General features: G+C 62.3%; 16 protein-coding genes. 6 read left to right on the top strand and 10 right to left on the bottom strand.

Annotated features, from left to right (window positions below):
* Positions 1–5 precede the first annotated feature (5 nt).
* The gene (locus OB916_RS15530) at positions 6–1,304 is read right to left on the bottom strand and encodes an NAD(P)/FAD-dependent oxidoreductase (RefSeq protein ID WP_315910211.1); all 1,299 of its coding nucleotides are present in this window, start codon (positions 1,302–1,304) and stop codon (positions 6–8) included.
* 171 nt (positions 1,305–1,475) lie between these two features.
* Between OB916_RS15530 and OB916_RS15525 the strand changes: the two genes are divergently transcribed.
* Together OB916_RS15525 and OB916_RS15520 are read left to right on the top strand one after the other, a co-directional pair.
* Positions 1,476–2,351, top strand: a complete 876-nt coding sequence (locus OB916_RS15525; protein WP_315910210.1) for a homoserine kinase — start codon at positions 1,476–1,478, stop codon at positions 2,349–2,351.
* A 72-nt stretch (positions 2,352–2,423) separates the two neighbouring features.
* Entirely contained in the window at positions 2,424–3,485 is a 1,062-nt protein-coding gene (locus OB916_RS15520; RefSeq protein ID WP_315910225.1) for a hemolysin family protein, read from the top strand.
* Here OB916_RS15520 and pdxS read toward each other — a convergent pair.
* From pdxS to OB916_RS15505, 3 genes are all read right to left on the bottom strand, one after another.
* Entirely contained in the window at positions 3,482–4,384 is a 903-nt protein-coding gene (gene pdxS, locus OB916_RS15515) for a pyridoxal 5'-phosphate synthase lyase subunit PdxS (protein ID WP_315910209.1), read from the bottom strand. The genes OB916_RS15520 and pdxS overlap by 4 nt on opposite strands.
* Positions 4,385–4,434: 50 nt before the next feature.
* Complete coding sequence (locus tag OB916_RS15510; protein WP_315910208.1) at positions 4,435–5,400, bottom strand: AIR synthase family protein; 966 nt, start codon at positions 5,398–5,400, stop codon at positions 4,435–4,437.
* 135 nt (positions 5,401–5,535) lie between these two features.
* Positions 5,536–6,384, bottom strand: a complete 849-nt coding sequence (locus tag OB916_RS15505) for a class 1 fructose-bisphosphatase (RefSeq protein ID WP_315910207.1) — start codon at positions 6,382–6,384, stop codon at positions 5,536–5,538.
* A 170-nt stretch (positions 6,385–6,554) separates the two neighbouring features.
* Here OB916_RS15505 and OB916_RS15500 point away from each other — a divergent pair, with 170 nt between their 5' ends.
* Positions 6,555–7,334, top strand: a complete 780-nt coding sequence (locus OB916_RS15500; protein ID WP_315910206.1) for a DUF1405 domain-containing protein — start codon at positions 6,555–6,557, stop codon at positions 7,332–7,334.
* Between the two features lie 188 nt (positions 7,335–7,522).
* Positions 7,523–8,737, top strand: a complete 1,215-nt coding sequence (locus OB916_RS15495) for a CBS domain-containing protein (protein WP_315910205.1) — start codon at positions 7,523–7,525, stop codon at positions 8,735–8,737.
* A 30-nt stretch (positions 8,738–8,767) separates the two neighbouring features.
* Here OB916_RS15495 and OB916_RS15490 read toward each other — a convergent pair whose 3' ends face one another.
* The 3 genes from OB916_RS15490 to OB916_RS15480 all read right to left on the bottom strand — a co-directional run bounded on the left by OB916_RS15490 (position 8,768) and on the right by OB916_RS15480 (position 14,009).
* Positions 8,768–9,550 (bottom strand): SDR family oxidoreductase, encoded by a 783-nt coding sequence (locus OB916_RS15490; protein ID WP_315910204.1) that lies wholly within the window; start codon positions 9,548–9,550, stop codon positions 8,768–8,770.
* Positions 9,551–9,647: 97 nt separating this feature from the next.
* Entirely contained in the window at positions 9,648–10,367 is a 720-nt protein-coding gene (locus OB916_RS15485) for an NAD(P)H-hydrate epimerase (RefSeq protein WP_315910203.1), read from the bottom strand.
* Positions 10,368–10,610: 243 nt separating this feature from the next.
* Entirely contained in the window at positions 10,611–14,009 is a 3,399-nt protein-coding gene (locus OB916_RS15480; protein ID WP_315910202.1) for a PAS domain S-box protein, read from the bottom strand.
* A 385-nt stretch (positions 14,010–14,394) separates the two neighbouring features.
* Between OB916_RS15480 and OB916_RS15475 the strand changes: the two genes are divergently transcribed.
* A complete protein-coding gene (locus tag OB916_RS15475) occupies positions 14,395–15,066 on the top strand; it encodes a helix-turn-helix domain-containing protein (protein ID WP_315910201.1) in 672 nt (223 codons plus the stop codon).
* A gap of 180 nt (positions 15,067–15,246) precedes the next feature.
* Here the strand turns inward: OB916_RS15475 and OB916_RS15470 are convergent, their stop codons facing one another.
* Positions 15,247–15,891, bottom strand: a complete 645-nt coding sequence (locus OB916_RS15470) for a TetR/AcrR family transcriptional regulator (RefSeq protein WP_315910200.1) — start codon at positions 15,889–15,891, stop codon at positions 15,247–15,249.
* A gap of 307 nt (positions 15,892–16,198) precedes the next feature.
* Here OB916_RS15470 and OB916_RS15465 point away from each other — a divergent pair, with 307 nt between their 5' ends.
* On the top strand, positions 16,199–19,636 hold the full coding sequence (locus OB916_RS15465) for an MMPL family transporter (RefSeq protein WP_315910199.1): 3,438 nt from the start codon (positions 16,199–16,201) through the stop codon (positions 19,634–19,636).
* 136 nt (positions 19,637–19,772) lie between these two features.
* On the opposite strand, the gene OB916_RS15460 is transcribed toward OB916_RS15465, so the two are convergent.
* Both OB916_RS15460 and OB916_RS15455 read right to left on the bottom strand, forming a co-directional pair.
* Positions 19,773–20,510, bottom strand: a complete 738-nt coding sequence (locus OB916_RS15460; RefSeq protein WP_315910198.1) for a histidine kinase — start codon at positions 20,508–20,510, stop codon at positions 19,773–19,775.
* 116 nt (positions 20,511–20,626) lie between these two features.
* A complete protein-coding gene (locus OB916_RS15455; RefSeq protein ID WP_315910197.1) occupies positions 20,627–21,397 on the bottom strand; it encodes a mechanosensitive ion channel family protein in 771 nt (256 codons plus the stop codon).
* Between the last annotated feature and the right edge of the window lie 109 nt (positions 21,398–21,506).

Below are 21,506 nucleotides of genomic sequence, written 5' to 3'. Positions count from 1 at the left end.
ATAAGTCACCCGTCGATTAGATCGGCACACGCGTACCCGGCCTCGATCGCGCCGTCGAGCGAGCGCTCGGGGTACTGCGCGCGCGAGGCCATGCCAGCATAATAGACGCCCTCGGCGATCTCTTCGCCCAGGTCGTAGGGTACGACCATGTCGAGATAGCCCCGCTCGTAGACGGGGGCCGTCCGGGGATTACGAGCGATCTCCATCCAGTTGACCGACTCCCGGTCGAACTGCGGGAACAGGTCGGCGACGCCGTCGAGCCACAGCTGTTCGACCTCGTCGTCGTCGAGTTGCCACAGCTGCTCGTCGTACTCCTGGACGTAACTCGCCAGGTAGTAGAGGTGCTCGCCGCCGTAGCGCTCCTCGGGGATGAAGTTCGTGTGCTCGATGAGGACGCCGAAGGGGGCGTCGTCGATGAGGTTCAGCCAGTAGGTGTCAGTCAGCGACTGGTCGAGCGAGAGCACCGCACAGACGGTGCCCTGGAAGTCGATCTCACAGGGATAGCCCGTCAGATCTTCGAGGACGTTCGGCATCGCGGCGACGACTGCGGCATCGACCTCGTGGGTGGCCGTGCCGTCGTCGGTCTCGACGGTCAGCGAATCGACGGGGCCGTTGCTAGCGAGTCCCGTGACGCGCGCACCGGTCGTGATCGACTCCCGACCCACGGCCTCGACCAGCGCGTCAAGCAGGCGGCCGAAACTCCCCTCGACGTAGCCCAGTTGCTCGCCTCGCAGGAGGTCACGCTCCCCGCGGAACTTGACTCGCCCGAGTAGCCAGGCCGCCGAGACGTCTTCTTTCCGGGAGCCGAACTTCGCGTCGAGCAGCGGCTCCCAGAAGTACTCGTAGACTCCGCGGGTGGTGTGTTCGAGCAGGAACTCCTTGATGGGAACGTCCTCGAAGTCGTCGAGGTTCTCGTAGGTGTCCGTCCGGGGTTTCCAGCCGCGGACGTCGATCTCGCTGACGAGCATGCCCAGCCGGAACTTGTCGTAGAAGCTCAGATACGGGTAGGCGAGGATCTCCCAGGGTTTGTCCATCGGGTGGATCTGCCCCTCGACGTAGAAGGCGTCGGACTTGTAGCGCCACTCGATCTCGACGCCGAGTTCCTCGGCGAGTTCGAGGATCGTCCCCTCGGACTTCGAGAGGTGGTGGTAGTACTTTTCGATGGGATCGCCCGCGGTCTCGTAGGTGGCCGCGAGTCCCCCAAGCTGCTCGCTCGCCTCGAAGACCTGGACCTCGTGGCCGCGTTGCTGGAGGCGATAGGCGGCCGCGAGGCCGGCGATTCCGCCGCCGACGACGCCGATCATACCCCAGGGTTCCGCGGTAGCGCGAAAAGGTCTTTCCATCCGGGTGTCATAGTAACCGTTGTAATTCTGTTCCGGGTCGACCGCACGACGCGTGCGGTCGCACCGGTAAATCGGTACAACGGTCACTGTCAGTCCGCTACCTTTTTGCGGGTACTCCGGCTACAGCGGGGTATGCTGACGGTGCGGGCGCCGGCGACGAGTGCCAATCTGGGGAGTGGCTTCGACGTCTTCGGCGTCGCGCTCTCCCATCCGGCGGACGTGGTCCGCGTCGAGCGCGCCGACCGGACGACGATCGAGGTGACGGGCGCTGGTAGCCAGTTCATCCCTGAAGACCCCGAGAAGAATACGGTCGGTGCAGTAGCCGAAGCACTCGACGCCCCGGCTCACATCAAGATCGACAAGGGGATCCGACCGGCCTCGGGGCTGGGATCCTCTGCGGCAAGCGCCGCCGCAGCGGCCGTCGCGCTCAACGAACTGTACGACCGGGGCAAGACCCGCAAGGAGTTGGTCCCCATCGCCGCCAAGGGCGAGGCCGTCGTCTCGGGGGACGCCCACGACGACAACGTCGCGCCCGCGATCCTGGGCGGGTTCACGATCGCGACGCCCGACGGCGTCACCCAGGTCGACGCCGACGTGCCGCTGGTGGCCTGCCTGCCCGAAATCGTCGTCTCCACCCGGGACGCCCGGAAAGTCGTCCCCGAACGAACCAGCGTCGACCAGCTGATCGAGACGGTCGGCAACGCCGCGACGTTGACGACGGGCATGCATCGGGACGACCCCGAGTTGATCGGGCGGGGGATGGAAGACTCGGTCGTCACGCCGGCCCGCGCGAAGCTCATCGACGGCTACGGCGAAGTCCGGCAGGCCGCCCTGGAAGCCGGCAGCACGGGCGTGACGATCAGCGGTGCCGGCCCGGGCGTGCTCGCGGTCTGTCGCGAGGACGATCAGTCTCGCGTCGCCTCGGCGATGCTCGACGCCTTTGACGAGGCTGGCGTGGACGCGCGGGCCTACCAGACCCGGATCGGTGAGGGCGCGACGATCCACTGATCTCGGGGTCACGTATCCGGCCGAACCAGGGAGATTGATAACGCGCCGCGCCGAACCGCCGACGTCATGGCGATGTCCACCGTCGAGATCGTCGTCCGGCTCGTTGCGGGGATCGGACTGATTCTCGGGAACGCCTTCTTCGTCGCCGTCGAGTTCGCGCTGACCCGGACCCGACAATACAGCAGAGAGGAGTTCGTCGGCGAGGGCTCTCGTGGACTGGCCCGGGCCTGGGAGATGACCGAGGACCTGGAGATCTATCTCACGAGCTGTCAGGTCGGGATCACCGCGACCAGCATCGCCGTCGGGATCGTCGCCGAGCCGGCGCTGGCGTTCCTGCTCGAACCGGTGTTCGCGGACACGGCACTGGCGTCGGCGGGCGCGGGCGCAGTCATCGCCTTCCTCATCATCAACCTCGTCCACCTCACCCACGGCGAGCAGACCCCGACGTATCTGGGCGTCGAGCGCACGCGCATGGTCGCCAGGTACGGCGCCGAGCCGCTGTACTGGTTTCACTTCCTCATCTCGCCGATGATCATCGTCGGGGACAGCGTCGCCAAGTGGACGCTCAAGCTGTTCGGGATCGAGATGACCGGCGCGTGGCTCGAAGCCGAGACCGACTCCATCGAGACGCGAGCACAACTGCGCAACCGGCTGGGATCCGTGCTCGAAAAAGGCGAGCTGACGGACGAGCGCCGCGCGGAGGTCCTGAGCGCCCTCGAAATCGGAGACAGCGACGTCGTCGAGATCATGATCGATCGCGAGGAAATCGTCGCGCTTTCTACGGAAGTGGATCTGGAGACGAACCTCGACCGGATGGACGGGACGCCCCACGTCCGGTTTCCCCTGGTTGGCGAAGACTTCGAGGAGTTTGTCGGCGTCGTCTACGCGCCGACAGTGTTGCACAACATCGACGAACTGCGGGCCGGCAAGACGGCTCTCGGAGAGCTGGCGACACCGCCGATGACAGTCGCCGCCGACACGGCCGTCAGCGACTTCATCGATCAGTGTCAGGCGGAGAACCAGGAACTCGCGCTCGTGCTCGACGGCGGTGAGGTCGTCGGACTCGTCACCGCGACCGACGCGTTCGAGGAAGTGCTTGGCGAACTCGAGGATCCGATGGATCGGGAGCTCTAGACGCCCCGGCCCTGCATCTTCTCTTCCTCGGGCAGGTCAGCGTTGGCGTCGCCTTTCATACCCGAGCCGATATTCGAGGAGATCTCGGCGAGTTTCTCGGGGTCGTCCCAGTTGTTGACGGCCTCGACGATCGCGGTCCCCATCGCCTCGGGGTCCTCGGCACCGAAGATGCCGCTGCCGACGAAGATGCCGTCACAGCCGTGATGCATCATCAGCGCCGCGTCGGCGGGCGTGGCGATCCCGCCGGCGGCGAAGTTGACGACCGGGAGCCGGCCCATCTCGGCGGTCTCGTGGACTAGATCGGCGGGCGCCTCGTGCTCGCGGGCCCACTTCTCGCGTTCCTCGTGGGTCATCCCCTCGAGTTTGCGGATCGCTGACTTGATGTTGCGCTGGTGGTGGACGGCCTGGTTGACGTCGCCGGTGCCGGCCTCGCCCTTCGTGCGGATCATCGCCGCGCCCTCGTCGATGCGACGTAGCGCCTCCCCGAGGTTGCGCGCGCCACAGACGAAGGGTGCAGTGAACTCACGCTTGTCGATGTGATAGCGGTCGTCGGCCGGCGTCAGGACTTCCGACTCGTCGATCATGTCGACGCCAGTGGCTTCGAGGATCTCCGCCTCCTTGGTGTGGCCGATCCGGGACTTGCCCATCACCGGGATCGACACTTCGTCGATGATCTCCTCGACGTCAGCGGGGTCGGCCATCCGGGCGACGCCGCCGCGCTTGCGGATGTCCGCCGGGACGGCCTCCAGGGACATGACCGCGACCGCGCCCACGTCTTCGGCGATTCGAGCCTGTTCTCGGTTGACGACGTCCATGATGACGCCGCCTTTCTGCATCTTCGCGAAGCCGCGCTTGACCAGCTCGGTCCCGCGCTTGAGATCTTCGAGATCTTCTGGCATGCCCGCCCCTATGGAATGGTTGCACTTATCCGTGTTCTTTGCCGGATCCGCTACTCTTCCCAGAGCGCGTAGCAGTCGTCCCGCGGTTGGGACGTGATCTCGTTGCCGTCGGTCGCGACGACCGCTTCGCCCGCGTGTACCTTGCCGACGACTGCTGCCTCGATTCCAGCCGCCGCGAGTGCGTCGAGCGCCCGCTCGCGGTCGTCGGGGTCGACTGTCGCCAGTAACGCACCCGAGCCGAAGATCCGGAGGGGATCGACGCCCATCGCGTCACAGATCGCTCGCGTCTCCGGCCGGATCGGTACTCTCTCTCGATCGAATTCGACGGTCGCACCGGCAGCCTGTGCAATCTCGTAGACGCCCGCGAGGACGCCGCCCTCGGTCGGGTCGTGCAACCCGGTCGCGGTCGGCCACAGCGCTCGTGCCGCGTCGAGGACACTGATCTCATCGAAGAACCCGGCCGCCCGATCGAGCGTCCCGGTGGGGATCGCGTCGAGTTCGTCCCGGAAGTCGGTCGCGAGGATGGCCGTCCCCTCGATCCCGGCCCCGGCAGTCAACAGGAGGTCGTCGCCCGGTTCGGCCCCGCCGGTCGAGATGGGGTTTTCGGTTCGGCCCATCGCCGTCAGCGAGAGCAACGGTCGCGAGAGGTCCGAAAGCACTTCGGCGTGCCCGCCGACGATCGCCACGTCGAGTTCGCGGGCACCCCGATCGAGTTGCGTCGTCAGCGTATCGAGTCGCGCGTTATCGTCGTCGGGGAGGAAGATCGTGCTCGTGAGCCACGCTGGTTCGGCGCCGGTCGCAGCGACGTCATTGGTCGCGACAGGTACACCGAGGGACCCGGCGGCCTCCGCGGCCAGCGAGATGGGGTCAGAACTGACCACCAGCGAGTCCGGCCCGAGATCGATCGCCGCGGCGTCTTCTCCGGCCGACGGGCCGAGCGTGACGCGCTCGTCGGACGCGCCAGTCCGAGAGAAGACGTGTACGTCCAGCACCGCCGGATCGAGTTTCCCGACCATGCGACCGGCTACACTGCCGGCACGTATAGCAGTCGCGGATCGGGTCGCGGGGCGAGAATCGTTGCTTCTCCTCGTCGGGGGCGAGAATCGTTGCTTCTTCTCGCCACCGGAACGCGAGAGAGGGATCGAGAACGTCTAGTCGTCGCCGAGCGCCTCCTCGACCTGTTCGATCAGTTCGACGTTACCGAGGAACGTCGGCGTCCGGGCGTGCAGTTCGTCCGGGTCGACGTCGAGCAGCGATTGACGGCCGTCACTGGAGGCCCCACCGGCCGCCTCGACGAGATACGCAAGCGGTGCAGCCTCGAAGTGGACCCGGAGCTTGCCCTCGGGATAGACCTCCGATTTCGGGTACCCGAACAGCCCACCGTACTCGAGCACCTGCGCGAGGTCGGCGACGGTCGCGCCACCGTACCGGAGTTTGAGATCGCGCTGCAAGTCCTCGGCGAGAGCGTTGAGCCGCTCGGAGCGGTCGATCGGCTTGCCGGCGATGCCGACGACGGCGTAGTCTTCGGGCAACTCGAAGACGCCACGTCGCTCGTTGTGGCCGTCTCTGAGCAGGTACTCCTGGACGACATCGCTATCCGATCGGGCGACGGTCATCGTCGTGTACGGGCCGTGCAGGACCATCATCGCCGCGACGAGATGCCGACCGCTTGCCGGCAGCGGCCGATCATAGACGCCGACGATCGTCCCGACGGAGTTGTTCGACGCGAGGTTGCCCGACCCGTCCAGCGGGTCGATCGCGATCGCGTACCCCTCCCCGCAGTCGACGGTCTCCGATCGCTCCTCGCTGGTGTAACTGCCGACCCCGTCGAGTGGTGCGAGCGCGTCGAAAAACAGGTCGTCCGACCACACGTCGGCGTGGGTCTGAACCTCGTCGCTGGGGTTGGTCTGGCCACGCTTGCCCGCGTGCGTGCCGAGATTGCGCTTCACGTAGTGTGAGGTCTCCTGGACCGCCCGTTCGATCCGGTCGATCGTGTTCATCGTCGTACCCTCGGTGGCGTCTGACTGACGTCCATACTAGTCTGTGACGGTGAAGAAAGTTACATTCTTCTACTATGAAACATTCATTCCTAATATGTGAGAGGTTCGTTGTCACAGGCAGGGCCGCCAGATCCACTATCGTTTAGTCGTCGGTGGTCTGATTGGCGGGTATGTCTGGGGCTGGCGTCGGTCGTCGCATCGAGCAGTTCGTCGCACGGTACACCGAGCGGCCGATACCGGAAGCCGACGGACTCCCGCGGTACGTCGCGCCGCTGCCGAAGTGGCTCGAGGATCTCGGCCTCCGTCTGGCGTGGCCGATCGTCGCGATCAACCTTCTCGGGACGTTTTTTGGCTTCTGGTACTACGCCGGACGGCCGACCGGGCTCGCCGTCGGTGGGCAACTCGACGCCGCGCCGGTCGCCGCCTGGCCACTGGTCCCCGACAGCCCCGCTGCGACGATGTTCATCGGCCTCTCGTTGGCAGCCTGGCGGCTCGGTCTCGACGCGGACTGGCTGCACGCGCTGGCGTTCTTCGGCTGCATCAAGCTCGGACTGTGGACGCCCTACGTCCAGCTCGCGCTGAACGGGCCCGAAGGGATCGCGCTGTGGCTCTATCTTTTCCTGATCGGAAGTCATCTCGCGATGGTGCTGGAAGCGTTTCTCATCCACCGATACGCACGCTTTGCCGTCCCCTCGGTCGCGGTCGCGGTCGCGTGGTACGGGCTCAACGACGTGGTCGATTACTTCTGGCCGGTGCTGGACGGTCCCCATCACACCTGGCTGCGAGCCGAACCGTTCCTGGCACTGGGGGTTCCGGATCACGCCGTCCCTGCACACGACCTCGCGGCGGCGTGCGCGGTCTTGCTGACGATCCTGGCGACCTTCCTGGCGCTCGCGACGCGGATCGAAAAGCTGCGGGCGCGACTCGACGCCCGGGAACCGTCGGAGTAGCATGAGTTGCTGCAGCCGATTCGACCGCTCGCCGAGCGGCGATATCGAACAGGTTCGCGCTTCTGGCCGTTTGCCAGACGTCGAGAACGACCGGCGAACATTTGTGAGTGAATAACAAACAATTATCTAGCGACGACACGGCAGCAGTCAGACCGATCGACAGTCAACCACAGCGGCACGGTCAACCCATGGACATTGGAAACATCGTTTCGGACGACTACGTAGAGTTCACGCCGGACACCCCCGTTTCGAAGCTCGTCGGAACGTTCGACGATCCCACAATCAGAGGAGTCGTGGTACAGGGCGACCAGTTCGAGGGCATCGTCACCAGGAGACAGCTTCTCACGTCACACCATCAGCCAAAGGAGAAGGTCGGGTCGCTGGTCTGGCACGTTCCCAGGCTCAGTCCCGACGAAGACGTCCGGTCGGTCGCCCGGCTCATGATCGACAGCGACACGCGGATGCTTCCCGTCTTCGAGGGAGACGAGCTTTCGGGTGTCGTGACCGTCGACGGGATCCTCGAGGCTGTCAAGCCGTTTCTGGACGCGGCGACGGTCGCCGAGGCGTACACGCCGGATCTCGTCACGCTCGAACCCGATTCGACCCTGGGGAGGGCACTCCATGTCTTCCGGAAGAACCGGATCACGCACCTCCCGGTCGTCGAAGACGACGCGGCGGTCGGCATCCTCAGTCTCTACGACGTGACCGATCTCACCGTCCGCTCGATGCAACGGAGTCAGGGCGGCGAGGCGGGCGGAACCGACTCGTTCGGCGGGAACATCTCTGCCAGCACCGGTCGGACCCACGGCGGGTTCGGTGCCCGAGAAGGGGAACTGGCCAGGGTACTCGACCTCCCGGTCCGGGACGTCATGATGTCGCCGGTACGTACGATTCGCCCGGGCGCGACGCTCGAGGCGGCCGTCGAGGAGATGTTCGCCATCGGCGGGTCGTCGCTGGTCGTGACCGAGGATGGCCAGCCCGACGGGATCATAACGAAGACCGACGCGCTCGATTCGCTCACCTGGGAAGCGGAGGGAAATCGCGCCGTCCAGATCTACGGTGCCGACCTGCTCGACGACATGCAATACGAAGGCGTCGTGGCGCTGGTCGAGGGTCTCGAACGCCGGGACGACGAGATGTCGCTGCTGGACGCGAAGATCCACCTCCACGAACACGACGAGAAGCTCCGCGGGACGCCGCTCCTGCTCGCTCGCATCCGGCTCCACACTGACCGTGGGCTGTACATCGCGTCCGGGGAGGGCTACGGGGCGAGTCACGCGCTGCACGAGGCACGAGACGTGCTCGCTCGCCAGATCCGCGACCGCAAGACGTACGGCAAGAGCAAGAAGCCACCGAGCGAGGAGTTCTGGGAGAAGCGGTTCGGCTGGCTACTGGAAGAGTGACGGCCAGATCGGGGACGGCTCGCTCCGGGATCAGCTCCGGAGCGAGCCGCCGTCGATCGGGACGCTCGTCCCCGTGACGTAGCTCGCCCGTTCACTCGCGAGGAACGCGACGACGTCGCCGAGTTCCGAGGGATCGCCGATCCGCCCGAGCGGGACGTCCGCGCCCCAGTCGGCCAGCCCGGCCTCGTAGTCGTCGTACTCGCCGCGTTCGACGGCGTCTTCGACTAGTTCCTGGATCCGGCTGGTTTCGTGTGCGCCGGGCAACACGGCGTTGACGCGGACCTCGGGCGCGAGCTCCCGGGACTGGGTCTTGACGAGGCCGATCACCGCCCGCCGGACGGAGTTCGATAAGACGAGGTCGTCGATGACTTCCCGGACCGAACGTGAGGTGATCGCGACGATCGAGCCGCCGCCATCACGGAGGTGGGGTAGTGCCGTACGGGTCGTCCAGACGTAGCTCATCACCAGCAGATCGTAGGCCCGATACCAGTCGCGCTCGGTCATCTCCGTGAACGGGCCACTGGGCGGGCCGCCAGCGCTCGTGACGACGTGATCGAGTCGGCCGAACTCCTCGACGGTCGCCTCGACGAACGCTTCGACCGCGTCGGGATCGGTGATGTCCGTCTGGACGGCCAGGACGTCGCCGTCGCCGACCGATTGCAGGTGCTCGCGGGCCTGCTCGACGTGTGCTTCGGTCGTGCCACAGACCGCGACGTCACAGCCCTCGCGGGCCAGCGCCTCGGCGCTCGCGAGCCCGAGCCCGCTCGTCGCTGCCGTACAGAGTGCTGCGTTACCTTCGAGTGCCAGATCCATACCGGTTGTTCGGCCACCTGGATAATAGTACCTGTGTGAACCTCGGGGCAATACTGTTCATCGAGCGCGACAGTCGGGCACCGACCGCTCGTCCCGGTCATTCCAGACGCGTCAGACGGACCCAGTATTCCTCGAACGGGTTCGAGTACGTGAGATCGAGCGATCGAAACACTCCCGCCGGGATCGCGATATCGGCGAGAAACAGTTCACCCGGGTGCGCGGCGAGTCCCGTCTTCGGGAGCGCGAGCGTCACGACGCGATCCGGTCGGACGGCGGAACCGGGCCGTTCGCCAGTCGTCGCGTCCAGCCCCGACGGGACGTCCAGAGAGACGACTGTCGCGTCCAGATCGGCTACAGCGTCGACCAGCGTGGCGGCACTGCCCCGCAGTGGTCCCGCCAGTCCGTACCCGACGAGGGCGTCGACGACGATGTCCGCCTCGCGGTCGAGAAGTGCTCCGACGCCGTTCTCGACCGGAACGCCCATCGCGTCGAGTGTCTCGTACTGGGTGCGAGCCGCCCCTTCCAGTTGTGCCGGCGGTCGGTCCAGTACGACTGATACCGGCTTCCCTCGGTTCGCGAGGTGACGGGCGCTACACAGCCCTCCGCCACCGTTGCCGCCGCTCCCGGCGAGAACGACAATCGGCCCGGCCGCCACCTGTCGGACGTGCCACGCGAGATTCCGGCCTGCGTTTTCCATCATCTGCAGGAGCGTGACTCCGAACTCCTCGACAGCGACCCGATCGATCTCTCGCATCTCTGCAGCCGTCACGGCCGTGACCAACTGACCGTCCGCCGTCTGAAACTCGCGCTCGTCCATCGTTATCACACCAGTATCGATCCGACGATTATCGGTGTTGCGCTGGTTCGACGACTGCGCTCGTCTCGGTCTACGGGAAGCTCCCGGGCTTGACCCCGGGGCAGTTCACAGGTCGCCACACGGCCGTCTCATTCCCGTCCTACGAGCGGGGCATCGTGGGGCACCACACGCTCCACCGACAGAGAAGAGTCCGCACGCTGCGAGAGAGGCCTCTCGAAACCGGGTATCGGCTCGGAGAGTGGGTCACGCCCTCGGAAGCGTGACCGTCACGACGCTTCCACGGGGTTCGTTCTCGTCGAATTCCAGCACGCCGTCCGACTGGTCGACGATCAGATTGACGAGCCAGAGACCGAGGCCGCTGCCGTGATACAGTGGTTCCTCCGCGTTTTCGGTCAACACTTCGCGTTCCATCTCGGGAATCCCTGGCCCGTTGTCCGCAAGACTGATGCCGACAGTGCTGCCGTTTCGCTCGATGTGCACTGACACAGCCGATCGTTCGGCGTCCGAATAGACGATCGCGTTCTCGATCAGTTCCTCGATCGCCTGATCGATGGCCGGAACGGCCCGTACGGGGCATTCCGCCGGGAGGTCGGTGTCGATATCGGCAGCGGGATACCGTTCAGTCGCTCCAGCGACGAGCGCCTCGACCACTGGAACGAGGTCGATCGTTTCGGTCTCGGGCGTCTCGGAGAGGAACTTCGTTATCTTTCGTTGTTCGTTGACGATATCTCTAATTCTCCCGTTCGTGTCGAGAATTCGCTCGGCATACTCCGTGACGTCCCCTGATCCGGATTCTCGGATCATGTTGGCGAACGCCTGAACGACGTGCAGATCGTTGCGCAGGTTATGCCGGAGGATGCGGTCGATGACAGTGATCTGACGGAGTCGCTGCTGTCGGTCCGAGATGTCCCGTATGAGACCGATAGCGCCGACGATTTCATCGTCAGCGTTCCGGAGATAGAAGACGTTCGTTTCTCCGGGGAACGTCTGACCGGTTTTTTTCTCGTAGGTGGTGACCTGCGTGAATCGCGGCTCGTCGAGATGTGTCTCGATGGTGTCTCCCATACGCTCGAACTCTGTTTCGTTCTCGTAGACGTATTTCGTCGATTTCCCCTCGATGTCTTCCAGTTCGTAGCCGAACAGTTCGGTGAACGCGGGGTTGCAGTCGACGATTCGCCGTTCAGAATCCGCAACGAGAACGGCGTCGCGAATGTTATCGAACAGTGACTCGTATCGCTGTTTCTGATCCTGGAGTTCGCGTTCGCGCTGGCGTCGTTCGCGGTCGATCTCCTGGTTCCGGATGAAAAGTCCGAGATCGTCCGCGATCTCCTCCAGCAGATCTATCTCCGGGTCGTTCGGCTCCGCCCCCGGCGGAAAGTGAACCGTGAGCACACCGTAATCGTTCTCGTCGTGAGTTATCGCGATCGCGACACCTGGATGAGATGGACGGTCCGTCGCGTGCTGATCGAACTCGGCTGCAGTCACGTCCTCGATTTCGAGCGTGCCCTGCTCGAACACCCGCTCGACGTATTCCGCTGTGTGGAATCCGCCGCAGGCAGGATCGCGGTCGAAGTTGCTCGCACAGAAGAAACCGGAATATGCACCCTCGACAAGCGTGATCGACGCACATTCGAAGAGTTCAGAGTTGGCGATGATGGTGCCCGCTTCGTCGAGCAGTTCGTCAGTCTCGGTCGCTCTGACGAGCGACTGGTTGATGTCGGAGAGAACCTTGTGATAAGAGGACAGACGACGGATCGTTTCGAGTTGTCGCTGCTGTTCTGTAATGTCTCGCATCGCGGCACCGACGGCGACGACCTCCCCGTTCGCATCGCGAATCGGGAAGTATCGAATGTCCAGCGTGCGCTCGCCCAGTTCCGGATGTGACCGCGTCATTTCGTACTCCACGGTCTCACCGTCAGACGCCGATTCGAGGTGTCGTTTGGCCGTTTCGAACTCGTCGGTGCTCAGCACGTCTGCGACCGGCTTGCCCCGTAGCACCTCCGTATCGATGTCGTGGTACGCGCGATACATCTCGTTCGCGAAAATATAGTTGAAATCAGTGTCGACGGCAGTCAACAGATCCATCGAACTCTCGACAGCCTGTCGATAGTGCCTGAGACGATCTTCGCGCTCCTTGCGGTCAGTGACATCCCTGGCGAGCATCACCACCTCTTCTCGGTCGCCGCCGGGAATCGGTGCGATCCGTCCTTCGAACCACGTTTGGCCGTCAGGGAGATCGAGGACATACTCGACCGTTTTGACCGTTTCAGTGTCGAGAGACTCCTCGATGGCGTCCCGAAGTAGCTGTGCGACGTCCGGTTCCAGAACCTCAGCAACTGTCGAGCCGATCAGTGCTGTTGCGTCGTCGACGAGGAGATCTTCACTCCCGGTGAGCACGTCTCGATACCGTCCATCCCTGTCGTAGACGATCGCCACGTCTGGGATCGCGTTCGTGATCGCCCGGATGCGGTTTCGCTCGGCAGCGAGCTGCTGTTGCTGTTCCTTCCGTTTCGTTATATCGGTCTGGATCGCGACGAACGCATCGACCTCGCTGTCATCGTCGACTATCGGGGCGATGGTTTGTTCGGCGTGATACAGCTCACCGTTCTTTCGACGGTTGATGACTTCCTCGTGCCACACCGCTCCGGAACGGATGGTCTCCCACAGGTCCTCGAAATACCCGTCGGGCATTTCGCCGGAGTGCAGGATCCGCGGATTCGAACCGACCGCCGCTTCCCGCTGATAGCCGGTTATCGTTTCGAAGGCAGGGTTGACGTATTCGATCGTGCCGTCAGTGTCCGCGATATACACAGCATATCCGGCAGCTTCGACCGCTTTACGGAAGTAACGGAGTCGTTTCCGCCGCTCTCTGGCGTCGCTGACGTCGCGGCAAATCAGGAATACCGCCGTGTCGTCGTCCCACTCGATTGCGGCAGCCGTGAGTTCGAGCAGGTCCGGGGCGTGGTCCAGGCCGGCACACCCCTGGTCGAGTCGGTCGACGTTTCGGTCACCCCGCTGAATCGCGTCGAGGACGTCGCTCGTGATCTCTTCTGTCCCAGAAGAGAACAGGTCAACTGGCGACGTACCGAGAACTGCGGTCCGATCCTCCGCCCCGAAAATATCAAGCGCCCGTTCATTGGCGTAGACGATTTCAGTGTCCTGAACGACCAGTATCGGATCGAGAACCGCTTCGAGGATTGCCTTTCGCTCGACGTCCGGTTTCGCCACCGGGGTACGTGTCCGCTGGTATTCGACCGCTTGCCGAATGAGTGTTGCGAGTTGTGCTCCGTTCGATTCAATATCTGAATGAGTGAAGTAATCGGTCACCCGGGCATGAATCGCCCGGCTCGTGATCTCTTCGTCTCCCGATTCGGAGATGAGAATGAACGGCACGTTCGGATCCTGGGCTCGCACTGTCTCCAGCAGCGCGATGCCGTCTACTGACGGGAGCTCATACCGGCTCACAATGCACGCGATGTCGTTTCGCGAGTGAAGTACCTCGACTGCTGCATCCGCCGTTGGGACGGTGATAATGTCGAAACAGGACAGAGAGGAAATCTCACGGTCGAACGTCGAAGCTCGGTCCGGGTCGGCTTCGACGTATAGCACAGTAGAGCGCTCGGACCGGGGAGTGTCGTCCATTTCAATCAGTATAGTGACCGTATCCGGGTCTCAAGCCATTCGGCATATATGAAGAGAGGACTCGCAGCTGTCTGTCTGAAACCGCGAACGTAGCCAGCAATACCGTTGGGGCTCAAATCCTGTCCCCGACATCGTGAGTCATGGTCCAGGTTCAACGTGAGGATATAAAATGGTGACTGTAGCTAGTGCCAGCAATCCGCTTGTGAAGATATTCGCTACCTCGGGGTGGCGAATTATTTCGAAATGGTATAGCCGGCAGTATGAGGCCAGAGAGGGTGCGGAGCACCCGACACAGGTCTTTGAGACGACATGCATCAGAGCCACGTATTTGCGTGGTTGATCTACAGGAGTTAAAGTAATCAATCATTATATTCAATATAATACCATGAGCATTATCGTCAATGTAGAGATTCCAACAAGTGACTTCGAGTTAGATCGGATTTTGTCGGTTCTCGAACATTCCAGGGTCGAACTTGAAGCCGTCGTGCCCCTCGAAGGGAAGGCTGTTCCCCTGTTCTGGTTGTACGAAGCTGGTTCTGACGATCTGATTGAGGATGTTCGCTCCCACGAGAACGTTTTTGAGATAGAGGAATACGCGGCCACGACCAACCGGAACCTCTACGCGTTCGTCTGGAACTCGGAGGCAGACGACCTGTTGAACGCGATTTTGGAACATGGCGGGCACCTACTGGAGGGCGAGGGCAGCGGACGGCAGTGGACGTTCCAGATCCGTTTTCCGAACCGCCAGGCGCTGTCGGCGTTTGCCGACACCTGTCGCGAGCGTGAGGTCGACTTGCGGGTCGGGCGGATCTACAGCCCGTCTCACGCCGAGGAGAACCAGCGGTTCGGACTCAGCGACGTCCAGCGCGAAACCCTGGTGCTGGCGGTTGAAGAGGGATATTTCGAGATCCCACGCCAGATCAGTACCCGCGAACTCGGGGACAAACTCGGCGTGTCCGATCAGGCCGTGACTGCACGCCTGCGGCGCGCGACTCGAACCCTCACCGAGAATACGCTCCTCGCTCACTCTGATGATGGGGACGTACACATGCATTGACACCCTCCACACGGGTAACACGACCGGGCAAGGAACTACCAGTAGGACTCGGCGAATGTGAGAGCAGAGTTATATTTGTTCAGTATCTCCGCACACTGTTCATACTGCCGGCTGTAAGTTCGTGAAGATGTTCGACACCCCAGTGTGTCGAATTCTTTCGAAAAGTTACAGCCGGCAGTATCAGCTTTCGTTCAGTACACGAACCTCGATGATTGCTTCCACTTCTCTACGGACGGCATCGATGTCGACGTCATCGGCGGTTGCCCGGCGGAACAGCCCACCCAGCAGAACCGTCAACAGGAACTCCGCAGTCCGCTCAGGGTCAACGTCGCGGAACGTCCCTTCTCGGATACCTCGTTCGAGGACGTTCGTGAGTCGGTCGCGCATCAAGCCATCCATTTCGGTGAAGCGATCACGGTACTCCTCGCTGTACGTCCCCTGCGAGCGCAGTTCGACGTACGGTCGGCCGGGTTGAATCTCCATCCTCTCTACAGGAGGGATTGATTCGTCGGTCACTCCGTAGAGTCCGAAGTCGATGTACGCCCACAATACGTCGAGCGGAGCAGCGTCGTCTTCGAGCCCTTCTAAGGGACCGCCGAACTGGCCAAGCATCTCATCCAAGAACGCGAGCAACAGGTCGTCTTTGTCCTCGAAGAAGTGATAGACCGAGGACTTACTGAGGTCAGCTCTTGAAGCGATCCGCTGGATTGACAGTCCAGCGAATCCGTTCTCCTGGATCGTTTCGAACGTCGCTTGCATGATCCGTCCGCGCGTATCTGTCGGCTCACCCACGAACGGAGACGCTTCCTCTGGATTTTCGCCCATACCGAACGGATGTTCGGCAAGTAAGAAATAGCTCCGGGTCGCGCTGTCGTCCGGCCTGTCGATCATCGTCTTCGCCGCTGGTCTCGTGGCCGTCCGACTGGGTGGCCGCGGTACTGTGGGAGGGCGTGTCCGATCGATACCGCGTTTCGTGCAATCGACGGTGTTCACGACTGACCCGACGACGAGTGACCTCTGGCAGCTGATCGGTTCGGCGGAAGCTTTACAACGATAGCCGAACGAACGTTCGGTAGACAATGGTCGAACGATCGTTCGGTAATGGATCAAGACGGATCGGAGGCAGGATGCGATGACGGGAGATATCGCCGAAATGATCGCGGACAACGCACGGATCGTTATCGCAGTGATGCTCGTGGCGTCGGTCATCGTCGGGGGCGGCGTAACGATGCTCGATCGCTCGACGTCGCTCGATCAGTTCCAGACCGACGCCGACGAGGCCGACGCGCTTGATTACGCAGACGCCAATTTCTCATCGGGACCCGAGAACGCGACCCGGGCACAGGTCATTGTCCAGGACGAGGATGTCCTCGACCGTGAGACGCTCGTGGCGATGCTCGAATACGAGCTGTCCATACGCACCAACGAAACGATCAACGAGACGCTCGCAGACGAGAATCCGACTGCGAGCGTGGCACAAGTGCTCGCAACTGCGTCGATCCGAGAGAGCCGCGTCGAAGACCTGCGGGACCGCCAGCGCGAACTCAATGAGACGAAAACGGCCCTCCACGGAACGCTCGAATCGCTCGTCTCGAATCCGAACCGGAGCGTGCGTCCGGCGTTCGAGAGCGTCGACGCTAACAGCTCGGTGCATCTCACCGAGGAAGACTACGAGCGCTTCAACGACACCGTCAGAGAGCGTCGCGCCGCAAACGCGAACGCGAGTATCGATGGCGTGAACGGGACGGCCACGTCCGACAGCACGAACGAGACAGTGTCTACTGGCCAGAACGAGACAGACAGCGTGAAAAATCGGAGTCAGGACGAGAGCATCCTCGCCGACGAATACGCGAACCTGTCGGACGAACGGGCAGCGATCGAAAATCTGGAGCCGACACTCGACGAGCAGATCGAAGAGCTCCAGTCGTTGAACGACTCGCAGATCGACGATCTCGCCGCGGAGGCGCTGGCCGAGAACGCGAGCCAGTCCACCCGGGCGCTAGCGTTCATGCCGGAGTACTACGAGCCGGGAACCTCGAACGTGAACGCCACGCTGCTGGTCGTCACACAGGAGAGCCCTGGCGGATCGTTCGCCCCGGGCGACGCTCCCGAGGCAATCGAGGACGCACAGACCGCGATCGCCGATCTCGCTCCCGGGGGCGACTCGATGTCCGTACTCGTCTACGGTGACGGGATCGTCTCGACAGAGATCCGCGACTCCATGATCGACAGCATTCTGCTGGTCGGTCCGCTCGCCGCGGCGTTCGTCCTGTTCGTCCTCGTCGTCGTCTACCGAGACCCCCTGGATATCCTGCTGGGTCTGGGCGGGATCGGACTCGTCCTCGTCTGGACGTTCGGTGCGATGGGATGGTTCGACATCGCGTTCAGTCAACCGTTCATTGTCGTCCTCGTGTTGCTGATCGGGCTCTCGATCGACTACGGCCTCCACGTCGTGATGCGCTACCGCGAAGAGCGCGAGGACGAAGACACGCCCCCCTCGGAAGCGATGGCTGTCGGCCTCGGGAGCGTCGGCGTCGCGCTCGTCTACGTCACCACGACGACAGTTATCGGCTTTCTCTCGAATCTCACGAGCCCTCTGTCGATCTTCCGGGAGATCGGCCTCGTCAGCGCGATCGGGATCGTCGCTGCACTGCTGGTCTTCGGCGTCCTCGTTCCGGCGCTGAAAGTCGAATTCGACGACGTACTGGAATCGCGCGGGTTTGATCGAGTGAAGCCGGCGGTCGGCGCCGGGCAAGGACCGATAAACAGGATCCTGGACACTGGTTCGGCACTGGCAACGACGGCACCCTACGTCGTCATCGTCGTCGCCGTGGTGACCAGTGGCGTCGGTGTGTACGGTGCGACCGAGATCGACGCGAGTTTCGAACAGTCGGACTTCCTCGCGGAAGACCCGGCCGACTGGCTGAAAGACCTTCCTGAACCCATCGCGCCAGGCACGTACACGTCTGAAACGGCGATCGAAACGCTCGACGAAAATTTCGTCAGGCGAGATACGACGGCGACGATCCTCGTCCGTGGCGACGTGGCCGCTCCCGGAACGCTGGATCGAATGGACGAGGCGCGAACAAACGCCAGTGACCTGTCTGTTACCGAGACCTACGCTGACGGTTCGGCCGCGGTCTCTGACCCGATCACCGTGATGGATGACGTTGCAGCGCGAAACGAATCCTTCAACGAGACGCTCGTAGCGTCAGATACCGATGCTGATGGCGTCCCCGACAGGAACGTAACTGCCGTCTTCGACGAACTCTACCGGATCGCCCCCGACGATGCGAGCAACGTCATCCATCGTGAAGACGGGACGTATCAAGCGCTTCGGATGGTCGTGACGGTCGATGGTGATGCGGAAGGCGAGACGGTGACCGACCAGATGGACTGGATCGCCGAGGATATCGAGGGCGATGGCGTCACCGCGATCGCAACGGGAGACGTGATCGTCAACCAGATCACCGCCGACCAACTCGCCGAGACGGCTATCCTGAGTCTCGTCGTCGCGCTTCTGTCAGTGCTGGTGTTCCTCTCGATAGCCTACCGGGTAACCGAAGGGAGTGCCTCGCTCGGCTTCGTCACCATCGTGCCGGTCGCTATGACGCTTACGTGGGTCCTCGGGACGATGGCACTCCTCGAGATCCCGTTCAACATCGTCACGGGAATGATTACCGGGCTGACAATCGGGCTCGGTGTTGACTACAGCCTGCACATCAGCGAGCGGTTCAACCAGGAACTGGACCACACGGAGACTGCCGCAGCAGCCCTCCACGAAACGGTGATCGGTACTGGCGGGGCCTTGCTATCGAGTGCGGCAACGACTGCCGCAGGCTTTGCCGTCTTGCTCGTCGCGATTTTGCCGTTCCTCCAGTCGTTCGGTCTCATCACCGCACTCACTATCGTCTACGCGTTCCTGGCAGCCGTCTTCGTCCTCCCGAGTATCCTGATCGTCTGGGCCCGATTCACTGGACACGAGGACCAGACAACCACGGGGGCGAGTGAGACGCCGACAGAGCCTGTCGTAACGCGAACAGCCGAAGAGCCATCACCGATGGCAGCAGGCAATTCACCGTCCCTGACAGACCGTGTCGTGAGGCGAACCATCAGGCGACGATATCCCCTTCCCGAGCAGCCGATCCCAGTCACTGTCTCGATCCGCGGTATCGAGGGCCGTATGTCGGTCCGCGAAGATATTCCGGGGGCGATCACAGATGTTGATATCGATCCCGAGCCGGTTGCGGTGAATCGAAATGGCGAAGAGATCACAGTTCTCTGGGAGCTCGATACACCGGAGACCGAAGCCACCTTCTCCTACTCGGTCGAACTTCCTGAAGGGGTCAACGACGGTGACGAGCTGGCGTTCGATGGGACGCTACGAACAGGGTCCGATCACTACCCGATTGAGGGTGATGAAGCTGCGACAGTCGTCAGTGACGTCTGTCAGCGGGCCCTCGAACGCGAGGAAGTCACATTAGCAGATCTGCAAGTTGCGGTCGAACGGAATGACGTGTCTGACGAAGAATTTCACCGACTGCGGCGTGCATGGCTCAGCGACGAGTGATTTATATTAATAGCCTGCCCGAAAGTTACGTCCGAAACACTACCGACCGAGTACCGGAACGGTATCGGTTCGCCTGCTGGAGGTCACTCGATGGGTGATCGCTGGGGCGGAAGAGCGAGTATGCCCACAATCCACGTCAATCAGCGTTCGGAACCGCCCGGTGAATCGAATCGGTCAGGGCCGACTCCAGTCCCGCTTCCCTGAAACTCGGCGCGGCGTTACAGTCAATGGCGTAGCGGGTGTCATCCGCCTCGATGATATCGACGCCAAGCACCTCGGTGTCCATCAGCGTCAGCAGCCGTCCCATCCGATCGACGTACCGCTCAGGTGTCGGTTCGTGTCCCAGAATCTGTCGCTCCCCGAACAGTTTCGACGAACAAATGACAGTCGCGGTGTGTAGCTGCTGACCGTCGTCGACGATGTAGCACTTGCGATCGCGTCCGTCGGTATCCAGCAGCGGCTGGTAGAATCCACCAGTCCCGCCGATCTCCGGGTCCCCATCCCAGCAAAACAGTGGCTTGCTGACGTACGGACTATCGGGCGGCTCGAAAGTCACGGGAGGGGCGCGAAAACCGACCGCCGACAGCGCCTTCAGCATCACCAGCCGCGAAGCGAGGATCGTCGTTGGCAACCGGCCGTTCCAGGTGGCGATCCCGGCCCGTTCAGCCAGACGTAATGCCTGGATCGACGCGGGGCGGACCTTTTTACAGACCAGGAGTGACAGCTCCGCAATCGCCGACGGAGGCAGTTCCCGACCCGGTTCGAAGTACGTCACTTCGTGACCCCGGTCGACGAGGCGGCGCCCGACTGTCTCGAACACGTGATGGTCCGGTCGACAGATGATCCCAATCCGCGATTCGTCGCCGGTGGCCATACTCGGTTGTCGTGGGGGGTCAGAATAAATTCCATTCTTCTGAATCGGTGATATCTGTGGTAATCCCGACAATTCCCGCAAATTACCCTGTGCTCGTCCATCGACTCTGGCCGTTTTCAATCACTGTTTGTGGCTGGTGACTCGGTCAGACCATCAGTCACGGAAACTTCTCCTGAGAGCAACTGCGCGGATGGAGGAGCAAGCGTGATATCATCCTCCTCGAAGTGTCGTTTCACTACTCGGCGAAAGTCAGAGCGAATTGTCAGAATGTCCCGGTCTGCAGGGTCACCGACCCAAAACTCTGCTTCGATCGTGATTGCATTCTCCCCGAGTTCGAGGAGACGTGTGTTCGGCACTGGATCATCGAGAACTGACTCGTAGTTAGCGGCGATCTGTTGTAGTTCCATCAGAGCGCGCTCGGTGTCCTCGTAATAGGCGACATACATCTGTTCTGTAATTCGATACCTGTCCCGACCGTAGGGCCGGACGATCTCGTTGTTCGTGAGTACAGTGTTCGGCACTGAAATTGTTTCATCGCTCGGTGTCCGGACCCGAGTGACGCGAAAATCGATGTCTTCGACGGTACCCCTCCCGCCCGACCACTCTATCCAGTCACCGACGTTGAAGTCCGGATCGGCGATAAGGAACATCCCACTGATAAGTGACCCGAACACTTGCTGGCCGGCGATACCGAGGGCGAACGTGATGGCTGCGATGATGACTGCCGACTCGGTAAGTACCCGTCCGTAACCAGCGGCAATGACGCCCGTAAGAGTCGCAAACGCGATCAGAACGACCCGAAGATACGTCTTTGTTGCCGTCTCGATCGTGGGGTTGTTGCGATTCCGCTCTCTGACGGCCCGAACCGCAAGCGGAATGAGAAACACCTGGCTTATCACTCAGCTTTGCACGTTGAAGTAGGAGCGTGACGTAGGCGGTAGCAAGGACAGATGATGCCGATTACGGACTTTCTGTCGTGCACGCGCGTGTTCGACA

The organism is Halapricum hydrolyticum (genome assembly GCF_025517535.1).
Classification (GTDB): domain Archaea; phylum Halobacteriota; class Halobacteria; order Halobacteriales; family Haloarculaceae; genus Halapricum; species Halapricum hydrolyticum.
The sequence above is the reverse complement of the archived record's forward strand: the minus strand, read 5'-3'. Positions and strand labels throughout refer to the sequence as shown.